The organism is Vibrio sp. 10N.222.49.C9 (genome assembly GCF_041474985.1).
Lineage (GTDB): Bacteria > Pseudomonadota > Gammaproteobacteria > Enterobacterales > Vibrionaceae > Vibrio > Vibrio crassostreae_C.
Window position 1 is genome coordinate 34,939 of sequence record NZ_JBFRVD010000024.1, and the last position, 26,133, is coordinate 61,071.

General features: G+C 46.6%; 24 protein-coding genes. 9 read left to right on the plus strand and 15 right to left on the minus strand.

Annotation, left to right across the window (positions count from 1 at the left end; genetic code table 11):
- The first annotated feature begins 228 nt into the window (after positions 1–228).
- Complete coding sequence (locus tag AB4585_RS11000; RefSeq protein WP_372169813.1) at positions 229–2,559, plus strand: Tex family protein; 2,331 nt, start codon at positions 229–231, stop codon at positions 2,557–2,559.
- Between the two features lie 126 nt (positions 2,560–2,685).
- Here the strand turns inward: AB4585_RS11000 and AB4585_RS11005 are convergent, their stop codons facing one another.
- Positions 2,686–3,159, minus strand: coding sequence for an ATP-dependent Lon protease (locus tag AB4585_RS11005; protein WP_372154383.1), 474 nt, complete (start codon positions 3,157–3,159; stop codon positions 2,686–2,688).
- A 353-nt stretch (positions 3,160–3,512) separates the two neighbouring features.
- A complete protein-coding gene (bioH, locus tag AB4585_RS11010; protein ID WP_017063077.1) occupies positions 3,513–4,289 on the minus strand; it encodes a pimeloyl-ACP methyl ester esterase BioH in 777 nt (258 codons plus the stop codon).
- 93 nt (positions 4,290–4,382) lie between these two features.
- Between bioH and AB4585_RS11015 the strand changes: the two genes are divergently transcribed.
- The 4 genes from AB4585_RS11015 (at position 4,383) to cysQ (ending at position 7,495) form a co-directional block, all read left to right on the plus strand.
- Positions 4,383–5,096 (plus strand): ComF family protein, encoded by a 714-nt coding sequence (locus AB4585_RS11015; protein WP_170962812.1) that lies wholly within the window; start codon positions 4,383–4,385, stop codon positions 5,094–5,096.
- A 109-nt stretch (positions 5,097–5,205) separates the two neighbouring features.
- Positions 5,206–5,790, plus strand: coding sequence for a Fe-S biogenesis protein NfuA (gene nfuA, locus AB4585_RS11020; RefSeq protein ID WP_004741449.1), 585 nt, complete (start codon positions 5,206–5,208; stop codon positions 5,788–5,790).
- Between the two features lie 289 nt (positions 5,791–6,079).
- A complete protein-coding gene (gene nudE / locus AB4585_RS11025) occupies positions 6,080–6,631 on the plus strand; it encodes an ADP compounds hydrolase NudE (RefSeq protein ID WP_017062476.1) in 552 nt (183 codons plus the stop codon).
- Between the two features lie 36 nt (positions 6,632–6,667).
- Positions 6,668–7,495, plus strand: a complete 828-nt coding sequence (gene cysQ, locus AB4585_RS11030) for a 3'(2'),5'-bisphosphate nucleotidase CysQ (RefSeq protein WP_017062477.1) — start codon at positions 6,668–6,670, stop codon at positions 7,493–7,495.
- A 119-nt stretch (positions 7,496–7,614) separates the two neighbouring features.
- Here cysQ and AB4585_RS11035 read toward each other — a convergent pair whose 3' ends face one another.
- The 12 genes from AB4585_RS11035 to gspC form a co-directional block, all read right to left on the minus strand.
- A complete protein-coding gene (locus tag AB4585_RS11035; protein WP_372169815.1) occupies positions 7,615–8,394 on the minus strand; it encodes a type II secretion system protein N in 780 nt (259 codons plus the stop codon).
- Between the two features lies 1 nt (position 8,395).
- Positions 8,396–8,884 (minus strand): type II secretion system protein M, encoded by a 489-nt coding sequence (locus tag AB4585_RS11040; RefSeq protein WP_017062479.1) that lies wholly within the window; start codon positions 8,882–8,884, stop codon positions 8,396–8,398.
- Between the two features lie 20 nt (positions 8,885–8,904).
- Positions 8,905–10,134: a type II secretion system protein GspL gene (gene gspL, locus AB4585_RS11045; protein ID WP_017062480.1), complete on the minus strand. Its 1,230-nt coding sequence runs from the start codon at positions 10,132–10,134 to the stop codon at positions 8,905–8,907.
- A complete protein-coding gene (gspK, locus tag AB4585_RS11050; RefSeq protein WP_017062481.1) occupies positions 10,103–11,152 on the minus strand; it encodes a type II secretion system minor pseudopilin GspK in 1,050 nt (349 codons plus the stop codon). The genes gspL and gspK overlap by 32 nt, the downstream gene beginning before the upstream one ends.
- Positions 11,136–11,903: a type II secretion system minor pseudopilin GspJ gene (gspJ, locus tag AB4585_RS11055; protein WP_017063073.1), complete on the minus strand. Its 768-nt coding sequence runs from the start codon at positions 11,901–11,903 to the stop codon at positions 11,136–11,138. The genes gspK and gspJ overlap by 17 nt, the downstream gene beginning before the upstream one ends.
- Entirely contained in the window at positions 11,890–12,285 is a 396-nt protein-coding gene (gene gspI / locus AB4585_RS11060; RefSeq protein ID WP_017062483.1) for a type II secretion system minor pseudopilin GspI, read from the minus strand. Before gspI ends, gspJ begins: the two co-directional genes overlap by 14 nt.
- A complete protein-coding gene (gene gspH, locus AB4585_RS11065; protein WP_372154382.1) occupies positions 12,272–12,865 on the minus strand; it encodes a type II secretion system minor pseudopilin GspH in 594 nt (197 codons plus the stop codon). Before gspH ends, gspI begins: the two co-directional genes overlap by 14 nt.
- Positions 12,866–12,944: 79 nt before the next feature.
- Complete coding sequence (gene gspG, locus AB4585_RS11070; RefSeq protein WP_017062485.1) at positions 12,945–13,388, minus strand: type II secretion system major pseudopilin GspG; 444 nt, start codon at positions 13,386–13,388, stop codon at positions 12,945–12,947.
- Positions 13,389–13,476: 88 nt separating this feature from the next.
- Entirely contained in the window at positions 13,477–14,697 is a 1,221-nt protein-coding gene (gspF, locus tag AB4585_RS11075; RefSeq protein ID WP_010433558.1) for a type II secretion system inner membrane protein GspF, read from the minus strand.
- 1 nt (position 14,698) lies between these two features.
- On the minus strand, positions 14,699–16,201 hold the full coding sequence (gspE, locus tag AB4585_RS11080; protein ID WP_065585034.1) for a type II secretion system ATPase GspE: 1,503 nt from the start codon (positions 16,199–16,201) through the stop codon (positions 14,699–14,701).
- Positions 16,201–18,225, minus strand: coding sequence for a type II secretion system secretin GspD (gene gspD, locus AB4585_RS11085; protein WP_372123823.1), 2,025 nt, complete (start codon positions 18,223–18,225; stop codon positions 16,201–16,203). Before gspD ends, gspE begins: the two co-directional genes overlap by 1 nt.
- A gap of 41 nt (positions 18,226–18,266) precedes the next feature.
- Positions 18,267–19,148, minus strand: a complete 882-nt coding sequence (gene gspC / locus AB4585_RS11090) for a type II secretion system protein GspC (protein ID WP_372123825.1) — start codon at positions 19,146–19,148, stop codon at positions 18,267–18,269.
- A 331-nt stretch (positions 19,149–19,479) separates the two neighbouring features.
- Between gspC and hslR the strand changes: the two genes are divergently transcribed.
- The 4 genes from hslR to AB4585_RS11110 all read left to right on the plus strand — a co-directional run bounded on the left by hslR (position 19,480) and on the right by AB4585_RS11110 (position 24,866).
- Positions 19,480–19,866, plus strand: a complete 387-nt coding sequence (hslR, locus tag AB4585_RS11095; RefSeq protein WP_017062490.1) for a ribosome-associated heat shock protein Hsp15 — start codon at positions 19,480–19,482, stop codon at positions 19,864–19,866.
- Between the two features lie 18 nt (positions 19,867–19,884).
- The gene (gene hslO, locus AB4585_RS11100) at positions 19,885–20,778 is read left to right on the plus strand and encodes an Hsp33 family molecular chaperone HslO (RefSeq protein WP_017063067.1); all 894 of its coding nucleotides are present in this window, start codon (positions 19,885–19,887) and stop codon (positions 20,776–20,778) included.
- A 337-nt stretch (positions 20,779–21,115) separates the two neighbouring features.
- The gene (gene pckA, locus AB4585_RS11105; protein ID WP_017062492.1) at positions 21,116–22,741 is read left to right on the plus strand and encodes a phosphoenolpyruvate carboxykinase (ATP); all 1,626 of its coding nucleotides are present in this window, start codon (positions 21,116–21,118) and stop codon (positions 22,739–22,741) included.
- Positions 22,742–22,895: 154 nt separating this feature from the next.
- Positions 22,896–24,866: an AsmA family protein gene (locus AB4585_RS11110; RefSeq protein ID WP_372154381.1), complete on the plus strand. Its 1,971-nt coding sequence runs from the start codon at positions 22,896–22,898 to the stop codon at positions 24,864–24,866.
- Between the two features lie 319 nt (positions 24,867–25,185).
- On the opposite strand, the gene AB4585_RS11115 is transcribed toward AB4585_RS11110, so the two are convergent.
- Positions 25,186–26,118, minus strand: coding sequence for a YiiD C-terminal domain-containing protein (locus AB4585_RS11115; RefSeq protein ID WP_372154380.1), 933 nt, complete (start codon positions 26,116–26,118; stop codon positions 25,186–25,188).
- Positions 26,119–26,133 lie beyond the last annotated feature (15 nt).

Consider the following 26,133-nt stretch of genomic DNA (forward strand, 5'->3'; position numbering starts at 1 on the left):
ACGCCCACAAACACACAATCAAATAAAATCAGCAACTTAGTGTAACATCAAGACGATTTCATCGGTCTAAAGCGACTTAGTCTCACATCACTTGTAAGAGATCTCGCACAAAGCGGGTATCAGAAACGGAAATTCGACTTCTGACAGGATAATTACACAGCCAAAGCTAGAAAAAGCGTACGCTCACCCCCATGTATTTGTCATGATATTAAATAAGAGATTCATCGGATGAGCCAAGCTATCTGTCGACTGATCGCTGAAGAACTGAATGTCCGTTCTGAGCAAGTCACTGCCGCAGTAAACCTAATTGACGACGGTAACACCGTTCCCTTTATTGCCCGCTACCGTAAAGAAGTTACGGGTGGCTTAGACGATACCCAACTACGTAACCTTGATAGCCGCCTTTCATACCTTCGCGAGCTAGACGATCGTCGCCAAACAATTCTTAAGTCGATTCAAGACCAAGGAAAACTCACGCCAGAACTCGAGCGTGATATCACTCAAGCAGACAGCAAGACTCGCCTAGAAGATTTATACCTGCCATACAAACCAAAGCGCCGTACTAAAGGCCAGATCGCGATTGAAGCGGGCTTAGAACCACTTGCCGACACACTGTGGAATGAACCACAGCACGATCCAGAAACGGAAGCGGCGAACTTCATCAGCAACGATAAAGGCATTGCCGATACCAAAGCTGCTCTCGATGGCGCTCGTGCGATCATCATGGAGCGCATTGCGGAAGATGCGAACTTGCTTGAAAAGATTCGCCAACACCTAAACCGCAACGCAGAGCTAGTCGCTCGTGTAGTGACAGGTAAAGAGCAAGAAGGCGAGAAGTTCAAAGACTACTTCGAGCACAACGAAACACTCAGCAAAGTACCGTCACATCGTGCTCTTGCAATGCTACGAGGCCGTAATGAAGGCTTCTTAACACTGGCAATGAACGCAGACCCAGAGCAAGAAGAAGGTGTACGTGGTTCATACTGCGAAAACATCATCTCTGATCACTACGACATTACCCTAAGCAGCGCACCTGCGGATGCTTGGCGTAAGCAAGTGATTAGCTGGGCATGGCGCATCAAGGTTTCTATGCACATGGAAACTGAATTGATGGGCGCAATGAAAGAGCGTGCAGAGATCGAAGCGATTGAAGTATTCGCAACCAACCTAAAAGACCTACTCATGGCAGCGCCAGCTGGTCCTCGAGCAACCTTAGGCTTGGACCCAGGTTTACGTACCGGTTCGAAAATCGCTGTCGTGGATTCAACCGGTAAGGTTTTGGCAACAGAAACTATTTACCCTCACCCACCTCAAAAGCAATACGACAAATCGGCACACGTGGTTGAGCAGATGGTTCGTCAATTTAATGTTGATTTGATTGCGATTGGTAACGGTACGGCTTCACGCGAAACCGACAGCTTTGTGGCTGACGTAATTAAACGCGGCAACCTAAAAGCGCAAAAGATCATTGTTAGCGAAGCAGGCGCATCGGTGTATTCTGCGTCTGAACTAGCAGCAAAAGAGTTCCCGAACATGGATGTATCAATCCGTGGTGCGGTGTCTATTGCTCGTCGTCTGCAAGATCCACTGGCAGAACTGGTGAAGATTGACCCTAAATCGATCGGTGTGGGCCAATACCAACACGATGTGAGCCAAACCATGCTTGCTAAGCGCCTAGATGCGATTGTCGAAGACTGTGTAAACGCAGTTGGTGTTGATGTGAATACCGCATCTGCCGCGCTACTGACTCGTGTTGCTGGTCTGTCTAGCACCATTGCTCAGAACATCGTGGATTTCCGTGACGAGAATGGTCGTTTTGAAGCGCGCACTACGTTGAAGAAAGTGGCTCGTTTAGGTCCAAAAGCCTTTGAACAGTGTGCCGGCTTCCTACGCATTATGGATGGCAAAAACCCACTGGATGCATCATCGGTTCACCCAGAAGCTTACCCAGTAGTGAAAACCATTGCCGAGAAAAACCACAAAGACATCAAATCTCTGGTGGGTAACACAGACTTCTTACGTGGCTTACACGCCATCGATTACACCAATGAGAACTTCGGTGTACCAACGGTCAGCGACATCATCAAAGAGCTGGATAAGCCGGGACGCGACCCTCGCCCTGAGTTCAAGACTGCAACCTTCGCAGATGGCGTAAACAGCGTTTCAGACCTAGAACCAGGCATGATTCTAGAAGGTGTGGTATCGAACGTGGCTAACTTTGGTGCCTTCGTTGATATTGGTGTTCACCAAGATGGCTTAGTTCATATTTCAGCACTCACCGATCGCTTTGTCTCTGACCCACGTGAAGTGGTTAAAGCGGGCGACATCGTGAAAGTGAAGGTGATGGAAGTGGATGTTCAGCGTAAACGTATTGCACTGAGCATGCGTATGAAGGACGAGCCTGGACAAGACAACCGTGCTCAACGTTCAAGTGCACCTCGTACACAAAACCGCTCGAATCAAAACTCGCAAGGTGGCCAACGCCGTCGTGAAGAGCCGCAACAAAACGCTGCAATGGGTGGAGCATTCGCTGCCGCTTTTGCTAAAGCGAAAAAGTAATCCATTAGCTCATCTAAAAAGCTGATGTGCTTAAAACAGAAAACCTGCATCCCTTAGGGTATGCAGGTTTTTTTATTATGTGTTCAAAAAAGACATCGAAGCTTGGTTGACTCGTAAACTTTTGATTTATAAGACCACCAGCATCTCTGATGGAGCATGAGGCGCAACAGCATGACCATAATGATACTTTATGACCTTACGTCGTTTCTCCATCTGTCCTTCCTGAATCGCCGCATCTAAAACATGCTTTGGCAGGCGGAAACGCATGGTATAGCCTTTGCCTTGATCAGCACTGTATGTTTTCAGTGCCAATAAGCTGAACAGCCGATCAAAAGGGTCTTGTGGCTCTTCTTGGCTAACCGAATTGGCCTCTGACTCGTTCTCCATTTCATAACCTGGATGGTCTGAAGGATCCCAAGCCGACTGCTGCCTTCGTTTATCGTCCGGTTTTACCTTACGCTCTGCATTGGTTCTCGCCAATGCTACTGCGGGAGCAATAGGTTCTCGGACTCTATTATCACGCGCAACTTGCTCTGTTTGCACATTAACGGACGGGGCGATTAGTGGCACACTCACTGCAGTTGCAGGTGACACAATCATCGCGAACTCTCCTCAAGAATCGCCCATCAATATTGCCATAACACTGTTGTACCGAGAACGCACAACAGGCATAGCCCAACTTAGCGCAATCAGCTCTGGAGAGAGTTAGGTCTGAGTATCATGCAACACGTTGGTGTTATACCAATCGTAGTAAATAACTGATCATCCTAGCTTGTTAAAATGCTCGATAACGGCGTTAGATTTTTTGATTGTAGAATAACTACTTATCGAAACTACTTGTCAAAAAAAAGCTGCCTTGTTCTCAAGCCTTTTACCTACGCTATTTTTGAACACTTACTTACTGTGATTGGTATTAGCTTATATATCGACCAAGCCGGATATATATTTAGCAATTATTTTTGTGCGAAGCTGACAAGCTCACTGCAAAAGGCATCCGCTTCGGTCATAAACGGTGCATGCGAAGACTGGGTAAATATGTATTGCTCGGTATGAGGCAAGGCTGTGCCTAAGTCTTTCGCAACCTTGATTGGCACCAATCCATCTAATCGACCATACAAGCGTAGCATTGGTACTGAAATCTCAGGCAGTTGTTCACGCAGATCGACATCCGACAGCATCTTTAATCCTGCCAATAATGAGTCAGGGTTCGGCAACGGGCGAGACAGCACCGCTTGCTTGAGTTGTTTTACATCTTGCCTTGCTGAAGGGCTGCCCATGGCTTGCAATGCCATAAAGCGTTCGATGGTGGTTTGGAAATCTTCAACCAGTTGCTCGGTGAATGCGCTTAATACGTTGGGCTGAATGCCTCGCCATAACACGGGCTCTTTTGCAGCGGCGAATTTGGGAGAACTGGCGACAGTCACCAGCTTGCTCACGTAATCTGAGTGATGGAGAGCCATGTGCGTTGCGACCAAGCCTCCAAGTGACCAACCCACCCAAATCGCTTGCTTTGGTGCTTCGGCCAAAAGCTGCTGAGCAATCTCTTCAAGATCTTGAGCGTGGCAGTGCGCGCTGTGTCCATACCCTGGTAAATCGACAACATGCACTCGAAAATCAGCTTGTAATGCATTAACGGTTTGTTGCCATACCGCACCGTTCATTCCCCAGCCGTGAACCAGTACTAAATCAGGCCCTTGCCCAGAAACATGCCAATATAACGCGTCACTCATTCTCAATATTCCCTACTTTTTCCATCAGCGATAATCCGCGCTTTTCAGTATGGTGAGCAAAAGGAACACCATAACCCAAAAGCATCACGAGCTATGTTATCCGATTGGCTACAAAAACACACACCACGTCTGGTCACACCTCAATGCCACCTGTGCAAACTTGATAAACTGCCCAGTGATACACATCCTCGATGGTGCAATTCTTGTCTCAAACTCTTTCAGCCAGTACCACGCTGCCAACGATGTGGTTTAAAAACACTGCTCACAGTAGAGCAGTGCGGACAGTGCTTATCTCAACCTCCACCTTGGCATCGCCTCTACTGTGTCGGCGATTACACCTTCCCTACAGCAGGTTACATTCAGCAAATGAAGTACGCTGATAAGTTTTGGTTTGCACGTGATCTATCTAAGCTATTGGCATCACGTATCGAATATCCTGCTCCGCTGATCACCAGCGTGCCGCTGCATTGGCGTCGATATACTCATCGCGGCTTTAATCAAAGTAAGCTGCTAGCCGACTACACGGCTCAAGAGCTTGGCGTTGAAAGTGATGTGCTCTTTCGTCGAATTCGCTCAACGGCTTCCCAGCAGGGGCTGACTAAATCCGCACGATTACACAATCTAAAGAGCGCTTTTGCGCTGCGAAAACAAGACGTTCAAGGAACTATCCCCTCTCACGTCGCGATAATTGATGATGTTGTAACCACCGGCAGTACTGTGTATCAATTATGCCAATTACTACTTGAAGTGGACGTTAAAAGGATTGATATTTACTGCATCTGCCGCACTCCTGAGCCCTCTGGATAAAAGCTGTGAATCACTACTTGTACAGCAATCCAACAAAAAAGGGCTGAATTACAAATCTGACAGGAGTAGAATGGCGCTAATAACCTACAAATCTACTCAGGTATTCGTCGTGTCAAATATTACTATTACAGAAACAGCTCAAACTCACTTTGCCAATCTGCTGTCACAGCAGCCTGAAGGTACAAACATTCGTGTGTTCGTGGTAAACCCAGGCACACAAAACGCTGAGTGTGGTGTTTCTTACTGCCCAACAGATGCTATCGAAGCGTCTGACACAGAGCTTAAATTCGAAGCTTTCTCTGCATACGTAGATGAGCTAAGCCTACCGTTCCTAGATGAAGCTGAAATTGACTTCGTTACTGACAAAATGGGCTCTCAGCTAACGCTTAAAGCACCAAACGCTAAGATGCGTAAAGTCGCAGACGATGCACCACTTCTAGAACGTGTTGAATACGCAATTCAAACACAAGTTAACCCACAACTTGCTGGTCACGGCGGTCACGTTAGCTTGGTAGAAATCACTGAAGACGGCGCAGCTATTGTAGCATTCGGTGGTGGTTGTAACGGTTGTTCTATGGTTGATGTAACGCTAAAAGAAGGCATCGAGAAAGAACTTCTTCAACAGTTTGAAGGTGAACTGACTGCTGTTCGTGATGCAACTGAGCACGATCGTGGTGAGCACTCTTACTACTAATCACTGATTTAGTGTTAGTTGTTATTTGAAAGGTTGATGCGCAAGCATCAACCTTTTTTGTTATGTGGATAAGCAAGTTAGGACTATCGCGTTCTCTCTATACTCTTTTGCTATACAACCATATTTTCACCTCGTTACCATCTTGAGTAAGGTATTCAAGTGATCGTAATCGATTCCTGCTTCAATAATTTTCGGATATGAAAACTCGGATCTAGGAACTCAAGGTCATTTCCCCTATATTAGAATGACTTTATAAGAAAGAATTCCAATGAGCTAAGGAGCGAGCGCAATGACGAAAAGGACCAAGCCAGAGATTTTGGCTAAACAAACTGTCGCTCAATCAAGACTATTCTCTATCGAGTCTCTCGACTTACGCTTTTCAAACGGCGAAGAGCGCACTTACGAACGCATGAAGCCCAGCGGGCGCAACGCAGTGATGATGGTTCCTATTACTGAGCAAGGCGATATTCTATTAGTACGTGAATATGCAGCGGGAACTGAACGCTACGAACTTGGCTTTCCAAAAGGGCTGATTGATCCAGGTGAGCAGCCAAACGAAGCCGCCGTTCGCGAACTCAAAGAAGAGATAGGCTTCGGTGCCAACAAGCTTACTCCGCTGAAGGAAGTGATCCTTGCACCCTCTTACTTCTCTAGCAAAATGACGCTGTTTATTGCAGAAGACCTCTACCCAGAAAAGCTAGAAGGTGATGAGCCAGAGCCTCTCGATATTGTGCGCTGGCCACTTGCTCAAGCCGAAGAACTGTTAACACATCTCGATTTCTGTGAGGCTCGGAGTATTACAGCCCTGCTTTTAAGCCTTCGTGTATTAAACAATAACTAGAACATTCAGGCTCGCTCTAAGAGTAAGAGAACATTTATGCCAATAACAAAAGATTTGTCTCACCTCCTACCCTCTGTCATTGAGATTGCTCGCTCTGCTGGTCAACTCATCTTAGAGATCTACGAGAAAAAGGATTACGAAGAGTTCATTAAGAGTGATGACACTCCAGTAACCAGTGCCGATCTTGCAGCACATAAGCTGATATTAAAAAAACTCAGTGAATTGACGCCTGATATTCCCGTATTATCCGAAGAAGACGCCGACATCAGCCTAGAGCAACGCTCTCAATGGGATCGCTACTGGTTAGTTGACCCACTGGACGGCACCCAGGAGTTCATCGCACGAAGTGGTGATTTCGCGACAATTATCGCCCTAATCGAGCATAACAAGCCAGTGATGGGCGTGGTATACGCACCCGTTTCAGGTGTGAGCTATTACGCTTACAGTGGCAAAGGCGCTTGGAAGATCCCAGACCTTAATGACAGCGTGAAAATCAAAACGCATCGTCACGAGCTGCCAAACCAGTCAATCGCCATGGCGATCAGCCGTCGCCAGGACATCAATCGCATCACTAGCCGTATGAGCTCAGCATGGAATTATGATTTGGTTCCTCTAGGCTCAGCAGCGCTTAAGGCCTGTTTAGTCGCAGAAGGTGCTGTGGATTGTTATCTGCGCCTTGGACCAACCGGAGAGTGGGATACCGCCGCAACGCAGTGCATTGTTGAAGAAGCTGGCGGACGTATCTTAAGTACTCAACTAGAACCGCTTTCGTACAATGAAAGAGAAACGCTAGAAAACCCGAACTTCATTGTACTCGGTGATGCAGATTTACCGTGGGTAGAAATTTTGCAAGGCAAAGACTAGGCGAGTTTGCTCCCTTTAACTGTCAGATATCCTCTAGATTCTCAGAACAAACAAAACGGGCACCTCAGTGAGGTGCCCGTTTTTTATATCTCGTAATTTAGTGACCCTTAGCCGTTTAGCTAAAAACGACCTTGATAAGTAAACTGGTACTTACCTTGGCTATCAGGATTACCCAACCATTTAAGCTGATTTTGCATCGTTGGCGGGAATTCAACACCCGGTTTAAACCACGCTGCAGATGTGTAGCGCTGGTTAGATGTTAGACTCGCTGAGAACTCACTGTCTACTTGAGTGCTCTTCTGAACGCCTTTGGCTGCAATTGTACTGTCTTCACAGGTTATGTCCGCAATCACAGGACCAAGGTCTAATGAACCAACAGGTGAATCGACTGCAGCACCAGACCAAGCCACAGTACCTTCACCAGACTGACACCAAGGTTGAGCATGAACCGCATGCTTGATCGTCAGCTCAACCTTTCCACCAATTGAAACCGGGACTGGAATGGCTGGGGCGTATTTCATCACGTTCATAGCAGGCATTGAGGCCACTAAGTTCTCTGCATACGCGCCACTCGTGCTGTACCCGACACGCCCTTTACCTGACAAGTTCATGTCGCTGTTACGACCAAAACGAACCGCCAGTTCTGCTTTGGCTTGAAATAGCTTAGAAAACTGGAAGTCCCACTGCACTGAACCGTAATTAACACGCTGCCAGGCGATATTATTGGCGCTGCCCTGCCAAACCGTTCCTTCAACACCTTCAATATTCAAGCCACGCACAGCCGGTGCATGTTTGAGTACAAAAGAGGCCGGTAGATGCAGCAACAGACTAACCGAGAAAAAGACAATAAAGATGCCGCCAAAAAGTAAACCTAACTTCAAAGATAAACCGCGTTTCACATTAACCTCGTTTAAACTGTAGTCGGTTGACCTCAATAACCCCTGGGTTATCGGAGCGATCAATGTCCATAAACTCAACTTCGACACCCTGCTTCTCTTTCAAGTATGTCAGCCAATCTAAGAACTGATTAAAAGGCACAGGTTTCACCCAGACTTGCAGCATCTCGCCACGTGGTTGCACACGTATCAGCTCGATATTAAAGCGACGCATAGAAGCAGGCACAGATTGATTCAGAGGTTGACTGGCACTAATGCCGCCACTGCCTCGTAGTTCAACCACTTCATTGGCTTTATTGGTTACCCAAGCCAGTAGTTGCTTCTCGCTTTGAATGCGGGTCTGCGCAAGTTCAGCTCGCTGACTGAGTGGCTGGATTAGCCCCCAATAAACGACACCGACCACCAATAGAATTGAGCAACCAATCACTAGTCGTTGCTCTCTTTGACTTATTGAAGTCCACCACGCTTGGAGTGGCTCAATCATATTTCTCATCACTGATCTCCTTACGCAGGTTATTGATGGGGTTTAAGAGTAAAGCTGCCAAATACGGCATCACCATTACGATTCAATGGCCCTTGCTCAACGGTAAACTTCTCTTCAAGTTTCACTCGCGCAGTCTCGAAATATTGGAAGTCAGTACTTTTCGCTTCCAATCTCACCTCTGAGCGGTTGCCGTCGTAGCGAATACTATTCACTTCGATGGCTTTCACTTGTCCTAAAGTTTCTGGCAGTAACGCTAGCCATCCAAGTAAGGAATCACCATCACCCGAGCCACCATACTTCTTAGCTTCGTCGTTCATCTGGCGCTTAAGGTAGCTGACCGTCGGAATACGTTGCTTGCCCGGAAGTACGCTTCTAAAAATACGTTCACTCTCCGTTCGGTACGCTTCGGCTTGTGCTTCGTACTGCTGAACCTTTAAGACTTGCTGAGTGACGATCACCGCCACCAGCAAACAAGCTGCGATCGCTACTTTTTGCCATACACGCCAGTACTTACTGAATGAAGATTTGGTTTTAAAGGTGCCAGTCAGTAAGTTTACGCCACTTGTAATGGCTTGTTGGCTCAGTAAAGACATCACCAGTTCCGCAGGTTTAGCTTGCCACTCAATGCCACTTTGCAGTTGAACGTCATCACTTGGCAGTGCGGTGTAGCTAAAAATCGTTGGTGATTGCTCTTCGTCATCTAAGGCAACCCAATCGCTTTGTAAGAACATCGCTAGCCACGCCTCATTGATCGACACTGCTTGATAGTTGCTTTGACGCAATAACCAATGTTGGTCGATCTGCAGCGCACTGATGCCCTGATCTTCTAAAGGCAACGCTAAGGTATCAGGCAATACTTTACGAAAGATAATGTTCGCTTCGCGGAAAGTATCCAGCGCCTGCTTAAGCCAATCACGTTCCACACCACACACTGTCGCGTGCGTTGCGTCTTTCTCTAAAATAGTCAGGTGTAAGTCTTCGATATCTTGTGCGACTTCGTCTTCTAATAAAAACGGCAGCATAGAATCGAACTGGCGAGCAGCACCTTTCGGGATCTCAACACGCTTAATTAAGCATTCATTTCCCGGCAATAAAGCGATACAGCTACGCTTTTCAGCGTAAGGCGTTAACTCATCCAGCTGCTCCCAGCTAGACAGTTCGCCACTTGCTATCACTTCTTGTTGGCTTGTCGACCAAACTAACCACTGCACAGGGCTTTGTGGTTCGCTACTCAGTCGAACGGTCAGAAACTCGCTCACTGATTCCTCCAAAACGACGGCGTACTACCGTCACTGTTTCTCGATTACTACTATAGAAAAGCGTCCGTATACGTACACGTGACTGCTCAACTAATACCTCTGCATCTAGCTCAAAATAGGCGCTATCTACAGTTAAATATGCTTTCGCTTTTTTGCTGACTTCGGCACTCACACCCACAATAGCAGGCTCAGCCATAAACGCATCCACCGTATCCCAACCATCGAATGGGCGTTTGTCTATCAGCTGTTTGGCATCCGATTCACTTAAGCCGGGGGCAAACATCGCTTCCAATAACGGCGCCTGCTTTTCCGTAAGAGTATTCACATTCAAACGGAAATCGTCGCTCGGCAGAGCACAAACAAAGGGGCGAACCTTATTCATCACCTCACCAGTGACTTGATAAACCGAGCGTAGCTCGGACTCATCGGCCATTAAGCCATTCGCTGCCAAATAAGATGGCTTCATCGCCTCATAAGTACTGTCTTCTACACCAGCTGAAGAGGTGGTTCGGGTATCACTATCAACAAATTCCCAGCTTGAATGTGCAATAACCTCGGCCTGATAAGGCTCAACATCTTGGTTTTCCAACAAGGTTTGCCAAACCGTAATTAAATAAGGTGTTTGGTTACTTGAAGTCGTCGCCACACCAGCCAACGCATTGAGATTAAAACATGCCTGAGCATCAACAATACGGCCTTTAACTTGACCATAATCCAACGGGTATACCTGTTCTTCTAACGCCCATGGTTGACTCAAGTTGACGGTATCACTGTCTTTGTAGCTTTGCCTAATGCCGTCTTGCACCAGCGCTTCGACACCAATGCTGTACCAGTAAGCCTGTTGGTAATTCAGTTGATTGCCCACGCGCTTAAATTGAGTAAACAGGCGTTCCGACATACTGCCTGCGATGGTTGCCATTATCGCCAGTAGCATCAGGATAATGATCAGCGCAACACCTCGCTGCTTGCGCCCCATGGCAGACCTTGTCAGTGCAAACTTATTAGTTCGATGAGTCATTATTCCCCTCATTACTACTTGAAGAGTCACTGTTTGAAGAATCATCGGCCTGATCTAGCGTGCCACCAGGGGTGAGATAAATACGCTCTATCTCACCATAATCTTTCAAGGTTAGCTTTAACCTTACCGCTTTCGGTAGCGATTTGTCGGCTTGCCACTCTTTCCCCCAGCGGCTTCCGTCATAAAACTCGAATTCCAAGCTTTCAACATCATCAAGCAAAGGCGTAATCACACCTTCTTGACCTGCAGGGGTATCGGGGTAACGCCACCACACACGCTCAAGTGTTTCTTCTTTAATGCGGTAACCCACTTTGGTGACTTCTCCGCGAGGAAACTGCTGCTGTGGGTTATGCCAGCCAAGGCGAGTAAACATGATGCCAACGCTGTCGGAATCCAGTAAATACTCTTTAATTAAGATCAGCTTAGATGATGCTTCTTCACCGTTGGTACGAAATTGTCGTACCGCCATCTGGCGAAAATCATTATCTAAAATGACTAAGCTACGTTGCAGTTGATTTAAACGAGCACTGCGCTCGATTGAAAGCTCGTTGCTGCGCTGAACCTGATTGACTACCTGATAAGCCGCCATGCTTAACGTGGCAAAGATAGCGATCGAGACCAAAACCTCAATTAAGGTAAAGCCTCTCCCTTTCGAAGATAGTCCTTGTTTACGAGGCACACGCTTATTGGCGGACATGCTCTTACTTAGCGACTTGCTCTGAGCTAACGACACGCTTTTACTTGACCACATAGCTGCGCACCGTGACCACTGGAGAAGCTTGTTTACTGGTTGCCACACTCACATCAAACGCCTTTAATAAATCATCGCTAGTATCGATTGGCGTGACCTTCCAAAACCACTCTCTCTCGGCCAACTCTTGTGTGCCCTGCGCTTTTTTTAGCTTCTCAGGATGCAGCATCACCAAAGCCATTTGATTATCAACGACCATAGCCGCGAAGGTTTTTTCTTCGAGATAACTGAGGGTATTGATGTGCTGAGTAACAGCACGAATCACACTGATCGCCGCAGTCGCAAAGATAGCGAGCGCAACCAATACCTCAAGCAGCGTCATTCCTCGAGAACCAAGGGGCATACCACGAAAACGATAAGGAGAACGGTTATTCCTCTTCATCTTCTTCTCCCGGTTCTAGCAGTCGAATCACACCATTGTCCAATACTCGAATACGCCAACCATCTTGTATGGTGTCTCCGGTATTTGGATAAAACGACAATACAAATGGCGTCATTTCAGCACTCGACAAGATGTAGATCTGTGGTGGTTTCGGCTTCTTTTCCTCTTCAAGATCAGCAAACATATCTTCATCAAACAAGCTTCCTGGGTTGAACAACCGATCATCGTCTTCCCATGCGCCACCACCTAAGGTCAGTGACAATGCGAGTTCTTCCGGTAGTTCAGTTAAAGAGGGGATTTTTTCAAAATCGACTTCTTGCCAGCCTTCAGACTTAAGCGCCATCAGTACATAGGTCGATTTCTTTTCATCAACTCGAACGCCAAAATCTAAGCCGCTCAAAATAGCCTCTTCATTGAGTAATTGAACTCGCTGATAAAAGCTTTGAGCGTATTTTTTAGCAACATCTTTGCTATTGGTAGGAATGGTCGCGATCACCGCAACCGCCGTTACTGACAGTAGTACCAACACCAAGAGAATCTCAATCAAGGTGAAACCTGGCTGTGTTTGCTGAGTTTTCACCTTGTAGACTCCATCTGTTTACGTCCTACCATCAATAACGTTTCAAACGACAATAACGAATCAAACAATAAGCTGAAGCTTATTGGAAATCCTGCATGTTCCAGTTGCCGATATCCGCAGCAATACCTTCACCACCTTCTTGGCCATCAGCACCAAGAGTGAAAATATCGATAGTGCCGTTATCACCAGGGCTTAGGTATTGGTACTCGTTACCCCATGGGTCGTTTGGCAGACGCTTGATGTAGCCACCGTCGCGGTAGTTACGAGGCTCTGGGCTGCTTGGCTTAGAAACCAATGCATCAAGACCTTGATCCGTTGTTGGGTAAACGCTGTTATCCAGTTTGTACATATCTAGCGCGTTCTCTAACGCCACGATATCAGTGATGGCTTTTTGTTGGTCAGCCTTCTCTTTGTTACCCAATAGGTTAGGTACAACAAAGCTCGCCAATACGCCAAGGATAACCACAACAACCATCACCTCGAGTAGAGTAAAGCCTGATTGTTTCTTCATTCTGTTTTTCATTATTTTCTCCAAATTACAGACAGCGAGTTGAAGGTAATAATGTCCTTCTTCTCGATAATCCAAAAACTAACGTTTTATAAGCGGTAGGTTAGCCGCTCATTAAATTATTCATTTCAAGCATCGGCATCAGAGTCGCCATCACAATGAACAGCACTAAGCCTGCCATCAAAGCGATAAGTGCTGGCGTAAAGATACCTAACGCGATATTCACGGTCGATTCAAAGCTTTGATCCTGGTTATCTGCCGCTCTTGTTAGCATTTGCTCTAACTGACCACTCTGCTCACCACTGGCGATCATATGCAGCATCATTGGAGGGAAGAGTTTGGTTTGATCGAGCGCTTTACGCAGGCTTGCCCCTTCTCTAACACTGTCTGACGCCTGCAGTACTTGTTGCTTCACATGGTGATTCGACATCACATCCACCGCAACCTTCATCCCTTCAAGAATAGGAATCGCACTCGAGGTACAAATAGAGAGTGTTCGAGCAAAACGAGAGGTATTGATCCCTTTCGCTATTTTACCAATCAGCGGGATACTCAATAATTTTCGATCCCAACTCATACGAACGCCCGGCTTTTTCAGTGCCGTCTTAATCAGAACAATCACACCAACAGTTAACAACAGTAATTGGATGCCCCAATCCTGGATAAATTCACTCGATGCTAATAAAAATTGTGTCGATTGCGGAAGTTCTTGGCCCATTTGAATAATGGGTTCAACGATCTTAGGTACTACCGTTGCCAATAGGAAAGAGACAATCGTCACCGCAAACACCACCAGCACAATCGGGTAGATCATCGCTTGCAGTAACTTAGAGCGCATCTTTTGACGATTTTCCGCGTAATCAGCTAATCGCTCCAATACCGCATCTAAGTGCCCTGATTTTTCGCCCGCCGCAACCATGGCTCTGAACAGTTCATCAAAGATATGTGGATAATCTGACAAGCTATCGGCTAACGAGTAACCTTCCGTCACTTTAGAGCGGACGGCAAGTAACATAGTTCGAATACGTGGTTTTTCCGATTGCTCGGCGACCGCTTTTAAACATTCTTCCAACGGCATACCAGATTGAACAAGCGTTGATATTTGACGCGTAATCAAAGCAAGATCAGGTGTACTGATACCACGCTTAAAACTGGTCGAAGGTTGAGAGCCTTTGGCATTTTTTGCCTTGGCTTCAGTCATCTCAACCGGCATTAAGCCTTGCTCTTTTAAGCGCTGGCGAGCCTGGCGAGCGTTATCCGCTTCAATAGACCCCTTTTTACTTTTACCTTTAGCATCCAGCGCTTTGTATTCAAATGCCGCCATACTAGACTTCCTTGGTCACGCGCATCACTTCTTCTAGGGACGTTACCCCTTTCAGAACTTTGCTCAAGCCATCATCTCGAATACTTGGTGTTGTGCCACGAATTGCTTTCTCAATTGCCTGTTCGCCAGCTTCACTGTGAATCAGCTCTTGTACCGAATCGTCAATCATCAGGAGTTCATGAATACCGGTACGGCCTCGATAGCCTTTGTGACTGCAGCTTTCACACCCTTTGGCATGGTAAAGCGTTAGGCTGTCTTTCTTCTTCAACCCAAACAGTTTTTTCTGTTCTTTATCCGCTTCGTAAGGTTCTTTACAGTCGTTACACAGGGTGCGAACCAAGCGCTGAGCCAAAACACCCAGCAGCGAAGAAGAGATCAAGAAGGGTTCGATGCCCATATCACGCAGACGCGTAATTGCACCGATTGCCGTATTGGTGTGAAGGGTCGACATCACTAAGTGACCGGTCAAAGAGGCTTGAACAGCGATCTCTGCGGTCTCTAAGTCACGTATCTCACCAATCATTACCACATCGGGATCTTGACGAAGAATCGCACGTAAACCACGCGCAAAGGTCATATCAACCTTAGGGTTCACTTGTGTTTGACCAATGCCATCAATATCAAATTCAATTGGGTCTTCAACGGTAAGGATGTTGCGTTCGTTGCTGTTAAGCTCTTGCAGGCCAGCGTACAAGGTCGTTGATTTACCTGAGCCTGTCGGGCCAGTCACCAAGATAATGCCATGTGGGCGCTGAATCAGCTTACGGAAGTTTTCATGGTTTTCTGCTGTCATACCTAAACTGTGCAAGTCTAGACGAGTGGCGTTTTTGTCCAACAGACGCATTACCACACGCTCACCATGCGAAGAAGGCATGGTTGAAACACGAACATCAACCGCTCGGCCACCAATACGCAGAGAAATACGACCATCTTGTGGCACGCGTTTTTCCGCAATGTCCAATTTAGCCATAACCTTGACACGCGAAACCAATAACGGAGCCAGTTTACGGCTTGGCGCTAGAACATCACGCAGCACACCATCAACTCGGAAACGGATACAAAGTGACTTTTCAAAGGTTTCGATGTGTATATCCGAAGCACCCTCTTTGATCGCCTCACCCAGCATCGCATTGATTAATTTGATGATTGGTGCATCATCTTCTGATTCAAGTAAGTCTTCGTCTTGAGGCAGTTCTTCCGCTAGTGAGAAGAAGTCATCACTATCAGCACCAATGTCTTCCATGAGCTGACGAGCTTCTGACGAGTCACGCTGATAAGCATCGGTCAGTTTTTTATCAAACTCATCGAGAGTAATCGCTTGTGGCGTGAAACCATTTTTCACAACACGACTCACTTCAATGATCGCCGCCGATTTCAGTGGCTCAACATAATAAAGTATCGGTGCGCGCTCTGGATGTTGGTATTCCAACACCATCTTGTAGCGATTCGCAAAGCTAAACGGCAAGCGCTGATAAGTACGTGCCGCCCCTACCAATTCAGCCATTATTCTTGTTCCATTTGATCGATGAAGGCTTGAATTTCAGCCGGGTGATTCATCTCCGCACCAAATTTAGGCAATACTGGGATATTATCGTCGGCCAATAATTTCAGCCCTTGCTCAGCCTTATACAGTTGCTCCGCACGAATGAAATTGTATTTACGCTGAGTGATACCATCGGCTGTCATACCATCACGAATGATGGTTGGCTTGATGAATACCATTAAATTCTTTTTCTCAACCTGAGTACTGGTGGATTTGAACAGGTGGCCTAGAAAAGGGATATCACCCAAGAACGGTACCTTAGATTCACTTTCCAGTGCTCGCTCGTCAATCAAGCCACCAAGCACCAGCATTTGACCGTCTTGAACAATCACAGACGTGTTCAGTTGACGCTTAGCAAAACGAACATCAACTGCACCATTGGCGCCCAATACGTTAGAGACTTCTTGTTCTATTTGCAGTTGAACCGAATCACCCTCGTTGATTTGTGGCACCACTTTAAGCTTGATACCCACTTCTTTACGTTCAACCGTTTGGAATGGGTTGTCGTTGCTTGAACCTGCGGTCGAGCCAGTTAAAACAGGCACCTCTTCACCCACAATGAATGAAGCCTCACCGTTATCCATCACGGTAATACTTGGAGAAGATAGGATATTTGAATTTGAATCGGTCGCTACTGCACTGATCAAGGCGGTCCAGTCACCCATGACGACACTCATTGCGGCGCCATTAACGCCAGAAAGAGCAGAAGCTAACGTTGAGTAGTCACCCTTTTCGGTGGTCGTCTCATTACGCTGGAAATTACCATCAGAGTCATAAACCGCGGTGGTCGTTTCAGTGTCTTTCGCTTCTTCTAAACCAACCATTACGCCACCGATTGACGCACCAGTGTTGCCATACTGAATCACAGCACCAGTATCAAGGTTACCCCATTGCACACCAAGGTTAATACCGTCACCTTCTGCCATCTCGACAATTAGGGCTTCAATCAATACTTGAGCACGACGAATATCCAACTGTGCGATCACATCTTGTAGCGCATTCATGATGTCCGGCTGTGCGGTAATCACTAAAGAGTTGGTGTCACTGTGAGCGGAGATCATCACTTGATTGCGCTGCGATGAACTGCCTTTAGTTGAAGTTTGCTTCTCTGATTGCAGGTTATCCGACACGCCTTTCAGCACATCAACTAAATCTTCTGCTTTTGCGTATTTAAGGTAAATAACTTGGTTATTGCCCTTGGTTGCCATTTCAACATCAAGCTGTTCAATCAGCCTTCTTAAACGGCTACGTACCTTAGGGTCACCTGAGATAAGGATCGCATTGGTACGTTCATCGGCAACTAATTTAGGTTGTAGGAAGGCTGGTGTGTTTTGGGCATCTGTGGTTTTGCTTAGTGCATCAACGATACGTACCATTTCTGCCGCAGAAGCATTCTTTAGCTCAACGACTTCAATCTCTTTATCACCCGCTTGGTCAACACGCTTGATGATTTCAGCTAAACGGTTTACTACCGCCGCTCGGCCTGTAATAAGGATGATGTTGGCTGGGTCGTAGTGCACAACGTTACCCGCGCCTGCATTGTCGTTTAGTTGACGAAGCAGAGGAGAAAGTTCACGCACCGAGACATTACGAACCGTCACAACACGTGTCACCACGTTGTCGCCTTTGATCGTATCACTGTCTCCAACGACTGGAATTGCCGATGTTTTCGAATCCTTGGCCTTGATGATCTTAAGAACACCCGAGTCCATTTCGACAACCGCGTAGCCATACACTTCCAATACGTTTAGGAAGAAGCTGTAATATTGCTCTTCATTGAGTACGTCGTAGCTGCGTACATCGATTTTTCCGCGCACCGAAGGGTCAACGATGATCGTCTTCTCTAGGTTACGACCAACAATATTAATAAACTCTTGAATATCAGTGCCTTTAAAGCTGGCACTAAAATCACTCGCGATGGCTGCGGGTGTGCAGATTAAGCTTCCTGCCAATAACCATGCACTTTTCTTAAACCAATGCTTCACGTACTTCTCCTACACTTTCGTCCTTCGTTAGACGCAAAGTTTTAAAATTCAATAAACACTTCATGTTGTTGACCATCTCTCTCGACGACGAGGTTTAGCTCTGTCAGCTCTGAGATAGAACGGAATATGTTGCCCATAGCGGCAGGGTCTGTCAGGTCTTGTCCATTTAACTGAGTGGCAATATCTCCGTTTTGGAGCCCAACAGAGTTAAAAAGTTCTGAATCTTTGCCAGGGCTCACACGATAACCAATCACTTTATCGTCGCGTTTCACCTGAGACAGTCGAACATATTGGAAGATTTGTTGAGGATCTTTCATTATCTTCGCTTTAATTTCATCTAGCTTCTCTTCTGCAGAAGCTGGGTTGTTGCCACGCACAGAAGAAGAGGTACGAGGTGGCGCAGGTGCTGATACAGACAAACGCTTGTACTCAATACCTTCAAGCATCAGGGTTTCGTCTCGACCTGAGTTATCAATAATCACACGATCGACTAATACCGCTTTTAACTTAGCTCGCGTACCTTCGATCTCTTCATTAATGCCGTAGGTCGCTTGTGTGCCGCGATTGGCAATCACCGCCAAGCTCAGCTTTGGATTAGAACTGGCTACTGCACCCACTAAAACGAGGTTCAGTCGCGTCTTTGGCGCATCTTGGATAACTTGCTGCTCAACCACAGCAGGCGTGGTTGGGTTATAAGCACCAAACATGTTGCTCTGCTGCAAAGAAGAGATATCAAGAGTCGATTGAGGTGCTGAAGACGATGAAGCCGTTGCTGTCCAAGGCGCGATAGTTTGCTCAGCAGGTTCGATAAACCATGCAAGCTGCCCTAAGATCCATGCGGAAGCTGCAATCAATACACAACAGGTCGCTAAGCTTAGTTTCTGCTGAAGTACAAATCCATTCTCTAATAAGCGGCTCAACATAGGAGAATTCCCTACGCGATTTTTGAGCTCTAAAAAGTTCACTTTCCTAGTCCCTTTTCATGACGACAAACGCTGCAAATCATTAAACTTTCAGCTTTTTTATTCATTCGTTCGATACCAAGCTTATTTAAGCAATAAGATCCTGAACTATATCATAGCAAATCTATAAATCGGCATTACCTGAGCTATTTTGTAATCTTCCTTGAAAAAAAAGCCAATCGCCTCCACATAAGCTTCTACTAAATGTGATAAGCGTCATCAAAAACATGTTGCGCACTGTTCGTTACAGTTAAACCGCATTCATTTCTCACTTAATAAGGCACAGCCCTATATGAAAACTGCTAATGAAGCTGTCAGACTCGATAAATGGTTGTGGGCAGCTCGTTTTTACAAAACCCGGTCTATTGCTCGCAACATGGTCGATGGTGGCAAAGTCCACTATAATGGTCAGCGCAGCAAGCCAAGTAAAATTGTCGAACTTGGGGCTGTGATTACACTGCGCCAAGGTAATGAAGAAAAGACGGTAACGATCGAGAAAATCTCAGCCCATCGTGGTGGAGCTCCGATCGCTCAAACCCTCTATGAAGAAACCACCGAAAGCTTGGCAAAAAGAGAAGAGTTTGCACAACAGCGCAAGCTAAATGCTCATAGCCCAGCACCAGAACGTCGCCCAGATAAAAAGCAACGTCGTGACATCATCAAGTTCAAGACTCAATAAGCTAGAAGGAATAGCCAAATGGCAGACCCAATGTCTACAAGTAATGTTTTAAATCGCTACCTATTTGAAGACCTATCAGTACGTGGTGAATTGGTACAGATGGACGAAGCGTACCAACAGATTATTTCTAGCAAGGAATACCCAGCTCCAGTACAAAAGCTGTTGGGTGAGCTACTGGTTTCAACGACGCTACTAACGGCGACCCTAAAGTTTGAAGGTTCTATCACGATGCAGCTGCAAGGTGACGGCCCAGTATCTCTAGCAGTTATCAATGGCGATCACGATCAGAAGATCCGTGGTGTTGCTCGCTTTGAAGGCGATATCGCAGACGACGCAGGTCTACACGCCCTAATGGGTAAAGGTCATCTAGTGATCACTATCGATCCTAAGAAAGGTGAGCGTTACCAAGGTATCGTTGGTCTTGAAGGTGACACGCTTGCACAAGTGCTTGAAGGCTACTTCGCTAACTCTGAACAGCTTAAGACTCGTCTATGGCTGCGCACTGGCGAGCATGAAGGCAAAGCACACGCTGCAGGTATGTTGCTACAAGTAATGCCTGACGGCACCGGTACTCCAGACGACTTCGAGCACCTAGAGCAACTAACAGACACCGTGAAAAACGAAGAGCTATTCACTCTAGAAGCGAACGAACTGCTTTACCGTTTGTACAACCAAGAGAAAGTACAGCTATTCACACCACAACCGGTTGAGTTCTTCTGTGGCTGTTCACGCGATCGAAGTGCAGCAGCAATCATTACTGTTGCTCAAGAAGAGATCTACGACATCCTAAGCACCGAAGGAAGCGTTGGTCTACACTGCGATTACTGTGGCACAAACTACTCGTTCGACAAGAATGATGTTGATGCACTGTACGCAGAAGCAGCAGATAAAGGCAGCAATACGGTTCATTAATTTACGGCGTACCAAAAACACGTAATTTACCCCAAAAAGGTCAGCCCTCAGCTGGCCTTTTTTGTGATCAAAATAGCGCAAACTCCGTAACATCTCGTAATAAAATCACCGCTTAATTTTAATCAATTAATAATGTTCTCGCCCCTAGCGCAAAGGTTTGCGTACAGGATAGACTAGTTGGGCCAATATGTGACGAGACGCTTAAAACCCCATGGCTAATATGGATATTTTTTGAGCTATATCCCTGTTTCCCCCGAGTCTCGTTGCTAGCATGGTGAGCAGATAACAATAAAAAATTAATACAAAATCCCTACAAAATATCCTACAAGGAGCACCTATGACCGTTATGGAACATACAAAGGCTGCACAAATTGATCTAACTAAGCACGGACTGACTGGCGTTACTGAAGTTCTTCGTAATCCTAGCTACGAGCAGTTATTCGTTGAAGAAACACTGCCAGGTTTGGAAGGCTACGAAAAAGGCGTAGTAACGGAACTAGGCTCTGTTGCGGTAGACACTGGTATCTTTACTGGCCGCTCACCAAAAGATAAGTACATTGTTAAAGATGACACGACCCGCGATACCATGTGGTGGTCAGATCAAGGCAAAAATGACAACAAACCGATTACAACTGAAGTATGGAATGAGCTGAAAGAGCTTGTGACAACTCAGCTATCTGGCAAGCGCCTGTTTGTCATCGACGGTTATTGTGGTGCTAACCCTGATACGCGCTTAAGCGTGCGTATTATCACTGAAGTAGCGTGGCAAGCGCACTTCGTTAAGAACATGTTCATTCGTCCAACTGACGAAGAGCTAGCAACGTTCGAACCTGATTTCGTGGTAATGAACGGTGCTAAAACAACTAACCCTAACTGGGAAAAGCAGGGTCTAAACTCTGAAAACTTCGTTGCTTTCAACCTAACAGAGCGCGTTCAAATCATCGGTGGTACTTGGTACGGCGGTGAGATGAAGAAAGGCATGTTCGCAATGATGAACTACCTGCTTCCTCTGCAAGGCATTGCTTCAATGCACTGTAGTGCAAACGTCGGCGAGAAAGGCGATGTAGCCATCTTCTTCGGTCTATCAGGTACAGGTAAAACTACGCTTTCAACCGATCCTAAGCGTGAGCTAATCGGTGATGATGAGCACGGTTGGGATGACGATGGTATCTTCAACTTCGAAGGTGGTTGTTACGCGAAGACGATTCGTCTATCTAAAGAAGCAGAACCTGAAATCTACAATGCAATCCGTCGTGATGCACTACTAGAAAACGTAACAGTTCGTGGTGATGGTTCTATCGATTTTGATGACGGTTCAAAAACTGAGAACACTCGTGTTTCTTACCCGATTCACCACATCGATAACATCGTTAAACCAGTATCAAAAGCCGGTCACGCTCAAAAGGTTATCTTCCTGACTGCTGATGCATTCGGTGTACTGCCACCCGTTTCTAAACTGACTCCAGAGCAAACGAAGTACCACTTCCTATCTGGCTTCACTGCAAAACTAGCGGGCACTGAGCGTGGTATTACTGAGCCAACGCCAACGTTCTCTGCGGCATTTGGTGCGGCATTCTTAACTCTCCACCCAACTCAGTACGCTGAAGTGCTTGTGAAGCGTATGGAAGCAGCTGGCGCTGAAGCTTACCTAGTGAACACAGGTTGGAACGGTACTGGTAAACGTATCTCTATCCAAGATACGCGAGGCATCATCGACGCTATCCTAGATGGCTCAATCGACAACGCTGAAACTAAGGTTATCCCTATGTTTAACCTAGAAGTGCCACTAGCGCTGCACGATGTTGACCCAGCGATCCTTGACCCACGCGATACGTACACTGACCCTCTACAATGGGAAAGCAAAGCGAAAGATCTAGCCGAGCGCTTCATCAACAACTTTGATAAGTACACTGACAACGCTGAAGGTAAATCACTGGTTGCGGCTGGCCCTCAACTGGACTAACCCAATCATCTGCTCGGGCTTAGCCAAAAGCGAACGCCCAATTTAAAGTGATATTTTTGTAGCAAGCCCCTCTTTTGAGGGGCTTTTTTGTTGATGCTTGACCCTTTTTGTTCCACTCTGTTTTAAGACTATTGAAATTTAAGGCTTTCAGGGAATGAAAAAGGTATTCATGGTGTTCGGCATTGTGTTGGCTATCGCCGTTGCAACTATCGCAGCGCTGCTATTAAGCCTGCAGACCCAATACCGTGCGGATGTTGCCAACTTTTTTATCAAACATACGATTGAACAACCTGTATTCATTGAAGATGTTGAGTATCAGGCGCCTTATCACATCACCTTAATGGGCATTACCCAAAGCCAACCAGAAAAGCAAACACCTCTGTATATCGACAAGATCGATCTTTGGTTCAGCCCCAGCTCGATGACAGAGGCCAAACTGGTCTTTGAATCTGTTTTGATCAGCGGCCTACAATTAGAGGCAGACGATCTAAAAACACTGACTTCTTTATTTACCCAACCAAACATCAAGCTCCACCAGCTGGCCATCAACAATCTCGACTTTTCGACGCCAGAGTTTAATGCGCGAGGCATCGACCTACAGATCTCCGCCCCAACGTGGAACAACGATAACTCGCTGCTACCTTATGGAAAAACCCAACTCTCTGCCTCACAACTGTATTGGCAAGGTGAGGCATTCGATAATCTGTTGATTGATCTAGACCTCAAGCCGAGTGACAGCACCCTTTATGGTGCTTCGTTTGACTGGCGTGGCGCCAAGATTTCTGGGCAAGCTGAACAATATCAACAAGATTGGTCGTTGGTGAATGTGACCGTCGATGGCTTACGACTCAATCAGGAACAGACCCAAAACCTACTAAGCAAAGAGTGGGATGTTGCAGGCATTAAGATTAATCACATCAATAGCTTAGATATTCTGCGTAGCGACGTAGAGTGGCAAGATGGCCACCTCGCTGCCTTTGATGCCTCATTAGAAAATATCCAACTGCCTTTTGAAATCTGGAAACAACAGAAAGCCATTTTTTCTCTACAGGCAGAAGGAGTGACCATTGATGATGACATGTTCATCGAGCCAAGCCTCAAGCTCAACCTAGAAGCAAACCGGATTCTGATTGAGGATTTCTATACTCAATTCCTGCAGGGCACTGTTCAGCTCAATGGCGAAGTCGCCCCTAGCAGCATTCAATTGGCGCAGCTCGACCTGCAAGGCATCAAGTGGATTACCGAAAACCAAGATAGCCCTCTACCGGCCGCTCGCCTATTGCCTTGGCTCACACAGCTCCAGAACGTCGAGATTAACCGACTTAATATAGAACGCAGCCAACTTATCCAACTAGCACAAACGCCTTACTGGCAGGTCTCTGGATTACATGTCGAGGGGCATCAAGTTCAACTGCTGCAAGATAGAAAACTGGGCTTGTGGCAAGGGAAGCTGATGGCGAGCGCCAATGATGCCAGCTACCAAAATATTCTCAGCGCACAGCCTGTGGTTGAGATGAATAGCGAACAAGGAAAATGGACGCTGACTCGTATGTTTGCACCACTCAGGAATGGCTACATTGAAGCCAATGCAACGCTCGATTTTAACCAAATCAGCAAGCCATGGAGCTTAGATATTTCTGCCGATGGGTTACCCATTGCGCCTATGCTGCAGCGACTTGAATTACCACTCGATGCAACCGGCTATGGCGAGTTTGAACTTCAAGCCGCAGGTTTATATGGCGACTCACTGATGCTCGGTTACTCAACCACAGGGCAACTCACTGGCAGCGTTCGCCAGGGTGTGATGACCTTTAATGACAAGCTTTCTGAAACATCGACTGATAACGTGTTTGAAATTCCAGAGCTTAATGCGCATTTTGACCGTGGGCGCTTCACTCTCGAACCGATGCATATTATTGGTGCATCATCAGCAGAGCAAGGCGAACAAAGGGTTCAAACGCTCAATGGCGAGGCTTCTGGAGAACTCGACTTGCTTAAAGCTGAGCAACACACCCTCTCGATTACCCTATCGGACCCATGCCATCAAATCTCAGGAAAGCTCACCCAAGCTGAGTATTCGGAGATTAACGACTGCCAACAAAAAAACGCCACTCCTCAGGAGTAGCGCTTTCAGTCAATATCGACAGCATTACCGGTGTTAGCTATTCGCTCACATTAGGGCGTGTTGACCTTTCGTGGTTGAATTTTGTTCGGATGGGGACGCCTAGATAAAAGCGTTTTAATCGCGGCGAGGGGGAAGTAGCCTAGTCATTCTAAGCAAATCTCCCTCAACAAAGAGTAAAGCGCTTTTAGCCGAACCCTCCGGGCAGCGTTTGCTGGGTATTTCTACTGCGTTATCGGTTTCTCATGTAGGCTAGCTACACATCAAAGCCTCTGCCTTGTATAAATACCCAGCAACTCGCTGCAAAAACCAGCCCGAAAAATCAACACGCCCTAGTATCTGTCGAGAGTACCTTTTTGTAGTCAGGGATCAGCATATAGGTTCCCGTAAACTCTACCGCTTCCACATCGCCGCTATGAATGGTCACGTGAATGATGATACGTGCCTTTCTTCCTGACGCAAGGCGGTCCAAGTCACCACTGATCCCATCCAATGAAGTAGAGGCAACAGGGTTTTGCTCAACCGGGTGACGATAACGAATATTACTGTCTGCCAGCACGATATCACCGGTCAGCCCGCGTTCTTTCATCAATAACCAAGTCATCCCCCAACCAGTTAAGGTCGCTAAGGTAAAGGCAGAGCCTGCAAACATGGTATTATGCGGGTTCAAGTTGGGATTCAGCTGAGCACTACACTCAAATTGGTAACCCGTGTATTGGTTGATCTTGATGCCCATCTTGTCACTGATCGGGATCTGATGTTCCCAGCGCTGCTGAAGCTCATTACACCACTCAGGCTTACGCAGAACGTCTGCCATTGGGTCAAGATGCTTAACCATCTGTTGGTGACGCACAGGGCCACGTTGATCGTTAATCTCACCGCGACGTTCAAATTCATTCTTCTCATAGAATGAGATCGCATCTTCACGTGCATTACACACCAAGCGCTTAGCACCTTCTTGGCGAGCCAATGACTCAAGTGTGACTAGAATCAACGAACCCATGCCTTTACTTTGGCGAGATTTCTTCACCGCCATGTAGCGGATCTGACCTTCCAGATCTGGGGTGATATACAGACGACCAATCGCCATCGGGCGACCCCGACCATCAACGATCATGCGATGGTGACTCATTGGGTCATATTCATCGCGCTCAGAACCTACCGGCATTCGCCAAGGTTCACGGAGCATCTGCCAACGAAAATGGTAATACTTGTTTAGTTGATTTTCGGTGGTTGGTGTTATGAGTTTAAACATGCTTATTCCTTTAAG